The organism is Kitasatospora sp. NPDC047058 (assembly GCF_040643935.1).
Taxonomy (GTDB): Bacteria; Actinomycetota; Actinomycetes; order Streptomycetales; family Streptomycetaceae; genus Kitasatospora.
Genome location: NZ_JBEYVJ010000588.1, coordinates 1 through 3,432, shown reverse-complemented (window position 1 = coordinate 3,432; position 3,432 = coordinate 1). Strand labels below are relative to the sequence as shown.

3 protein-coding genes are annotated in these 3,432 nt (G+C 74.4%); 2 read left to right on the top strand and 1 reads right to left on the bottom strand.

Going from position 1 to position 3,432, the window contains the following annotated elements; genetic code table 11:
• The coding region (locus ABZ885_RS37870) for a transglycosylase SLT domain-containing protein (RefSeq protein ID WP_360199236.1) at nt 1-470 on the top strand (470 nt) is incomplete at its 5' end.
• A gap of 102 nt (nt 471-572) precedes the next feature.
• On the top strand, nt 573-1,673 hold the full coding sequence (locus tag ABZ885_RS37865; protein ID WP_360199234.1) for an ionic transporter y4hA: 1,101 nt from the start codon (nt 573-575) through the stop codon (nt 1,671-1,673).
• A gap of 81 nt (nt 1,674-1,754) precedes the next feature.
• On the opposite strand, the gene ABZ885_RS37860 is transcribed toward ABZ885_RS37865, so the two are convergent.
• Nucleotides 1,755-2,816, bottom strand: a complete 1,062-nt coding sequence (locus ABZ885_RS37860) for an LPXTG cell wall anchor domain-containing protein (protein WP_360199232.1) — start codon at nt 2,814-2,816, stop codon at nt 1,755-1,757.
• Between the last annotated feature and the right edge of the window lie 616 nt (nt 2,817-3,432).

The window sequence follows — 3,432 nt, the reverse complement described above, 5'->3', positions numbered from 1 at the left end:
CGGCGCCGTCCGGTGCGATCCCGCCGGGTGCGGACGTGCCCGCCGCGCTGCGCGGGCCGATCGAGGACGCCGCCCGGCGCTGCCCCGAGCCGGAGATCACCCCGGCGCTGCTGGCCGCCATGCTCAAGGCCGAGAGCGGCTTCGACCCGGACGCCGCCCACCCGGAGTCCGGCGAGTACGGCATCGCGATGTGGACGCCCGCGGTCTTCAACGCCTGGGCGCAGGACGGCGACCACGACGGCGTCAAGGACTACCTGGACCCGGCCGACGCGATCGCCGCGATGGGCAACTACGTCTGCTGGCTCGACCAGCAGTTCAAGCACCGGGGGATGACGACCGACCTGCCGGCCCTCGTCGCGGCCGGCTACCGGACCAGCGACAAGACCGTCGCCGACGCCCGCGGCGTGCCCGAGCGGGTGAAGGCGCATGTCGCGAAGGTGCTCGGCTACCTCGCCGAGTACGGTGGCTGACCGGCCTTCCTTCCGCCCGCGGGCCGGGGCCCCGGCCACACGGACGGTGGTCCCGGCGGTGTCGCCCGGCCGACGGGGCGGCGGGATGCGATGCTCGGCCGCATGATCACGAAGCTGCGCGCGGCCACCACCCGGTGGACCGTGGTCGTTCCGGTGGTGGCCTTCGTCGTCCTCGTCCTGACCTGGAAGCGCGACCTGCCGGGCTGGGCGGTGGCCCTGGTGGCCTGCTTCCTGGCGGGCGCGGTGCTCGCCGCCGTCCACCACGCCGAGGTGATCGCCCACCGGGTGGGGGAGCCGTTCGGCTCGCTGGTGCTCGCCGTCGCCGTGACGGTGATCGAGGTGGCGCTGATCGTCACGCTGATGGTGGACGGCGGCGACAAGTCCGCCACCCTGGCCCGGGACACCGTGTTCGCGGCGGTGATGATCACCTGCAACGGCATCCTCGGCGCGTCCATCCTGGCCTCGGCCGTGAAGTACCGGGTGGCGGTGTTCAACGCCGAGGGCACCGGTGCGGCGCTGGCCACCATCGGCACCCTCGCCACCCTCAGCCTGGTGCTGCCGACCTTCACCACCAGCTCGCCGGGGCCGCAGTTCTCACCCGCCCAGCTGGCCTTCGCGGCGGCCGCCTCGATCGTCCTGTACGGGCTCTTCGTCGCCACGCTGACGGTCCGGCACCGGGACTACTTCCTGCCGGTCACCCCGGACGGCGAGGTGATCGAGGAGGACGACCACGCCGAGCGGCCGACGGCGCGGGCGGCCGTGACCAGCCTGGTGCTGCTCGGTGTCGCGCTGGTCGCGGTGGTGGGGCTGGCCAAGGGCGTCTCGCCGACCATCGAGTCCGCCGTCGCCTCGGCCGGCCTGCCGCAGTCGGTGGTCGGCGTGGTGATCGCGCTGCTGGTGCTGCTGCCGGAGACGATCGCCGCCCTGCGCGCTGCCGTCCGCAACCAGGTGCAGACCAGTCTCAACCTGGCGCTCGGCTCGGCGCTGGCGAGCATCGGGCTGACCATTCCCGCGGTGGCCCTCGCGTCCGTCTGGCTATCCGGTCCGCTGGTGCTCGGGCTCGGCCCGTCCCACCTGGTGCTGCTCGCGCTGACCCTGGTGGTCGGCACCCTCACCGTCATCCCGCGCCGGGCGACCCCGCTGCAGGGGGCGGTGCACCTGGCGGTCCTGGCGGCGTACCTGGAGCTCGCGGTCACCCCGTGAACGGGGGTGCCGAGGGGGTGTGTGCCGACGGGCGGGCCGGCGACCGCAGGGGTCGCCGGCCCGCCCGTCCGGGCTCCCGGGTCAGGAGGACTTGCGGGTGCGGCGGGTGTAGACCACGGCGCCGGCGCCGGCCAGCAGCAGCGCGGTGCCCGTACCGGCGTACAGCAGGGTGCCGTCGCTACCGGTGGAGGCGAGGTTCTTGCCGGGCTGCGCGGCGCCCGGAATCGGGGTCGGGACGCTCACCGCGGCGGGCATGATCAGCGGGTGGTCCGGGTTGACCACGGTGCCGGCCGGCGGGGTCTGGACCGGGACGGTCGCGGTCGGGGCGGTGGACGGGCTGGTGCTCGGGGCCGGGGCGCCGGTGGTCGGCGCGGTGGTGGCCGGGGTGGTGGCCGTGGCGGAGGGGCTCGTGGACGGCGTCGCCGACGGGGTGACGGTCGGGGTGACGGTCGGGGTGGCGGTCGCGGTCGGCGTGGCCGGCACGCTCGGGGTCACGGTCGGCGTGGTGCTCGGGGTGGCGGTGGCCGACGGCGTCTGGGTCGGCGTCGCCGAGGGGGACTTCGACGGCGTCGTGGTCACGGTCGGGGTGGCGGACGGCGAGACCGGCGGGGTCTTGCTCGGGGTGGTGGACGGCGACGGCTTGCCGGTCGGGGAGGGCTTGCCGGTCGGGCTCGGGGTCTTGCCGCCGCAGTCGACCTTGAAGACCTTGTGCTTGGGGTTGTTCAGGTCGGGCTCGGCCGGCAGCTTGCCGTCGACCAGCTCGACCGACGCCCAGTAGAGCTTGTACTGGCCGTCCGGCAGGTTGATGTCCTCGGTGCGGACGTGGCCCTTGTCGTCCACCGGCAGGTCGCCGAACGCGACGGCCTTCTCGTCCTTGTCGTGCACCTCGGCGATCAGCCAGATGATGTCCTGGCCGGGGTCGAAGCCGAAGGAGTCCAGGTAGAAGGTGCAGACCTTGGGCTCGTTCCGGGTGTCCTCCTGGCCGGTCGCCGCGTCGTGGATCTTGACGGTGCCGTTGTTGCCCTTGGCGGGCTTGCCGGCGACCGCCTCGGCGGTCGGGGCGAGCAGCAGCAGGGCGGCGGCGGTGGGGACGGCGACGAGGGAACGGGCCGCGGTGGAGCGGATGCGCATGCTGGTGTCCATGGAGGATCGGCAGGCCGGAGGGCCCGCACGGCAGGTGGGAGGGGAGCCCCTCGCTCCGCGGGCAGCGACCGGTGACGGTCGGTGACGACGAACGAGAGGCCCTAAGGTCCCGCAGCCGCCGTGGCGGCGCAAGAAGGATTTGGCCGGATTCAATCGATCTTCGACTGATTGTCCGGCTAGTCCCTTGCAACGATCCGATCACCCGATTGTGCACAAGACGTGCACCGTCCCCGGGCGGCCGCCGCCCCGGCCCGCCCCGGCCCGGACCGGCGCCGCACGACCCGACCCGCCTCCGCCGCCCGCCGGCCCGGGTGCGAGGATGACCCCGACCGCCCCCGACGGCGGACCTCCGCCGACCGGCCGCCTCCGCACCCCTTGGGCGGCCACAACCGGGCACACGGCGATGTGGTCCGCGCTCCGTACCCCGGCAGCCACTCCGGCGCGGCGTCTCCCTGAACGCACTCCCTCACCTGCGAAGAAGACGCATCGCGATGCTCCGTACCCTCACCACCCCTGCCCCCGGACCGATTCCCTCCGCCGCCCCCGCCGCGACGTCCACGGTCCCCGCCGCGACGTCCGCCGCCCCCGCCACGGCTCCCGGCCGCTCGCGCGGGCC

Bases quoted from the DNA above. Each gene is read 5' to 3' on its own strand.
- ABZ885_RS37865 (WP_360199234.1), top strand. From the start codon at position 573: ATGATCACGAAGCTGCGCGCGGCCACCACCCGGTGGACCGTGGTCGTT.
- ABZ885_RS37860 (WP_360199232.1), bottom strand. From the start codon at position 2,816: ATGGACACCAGCATGCGCATCCGCTCCACCGCGGCCCGTTCCCTCGTC.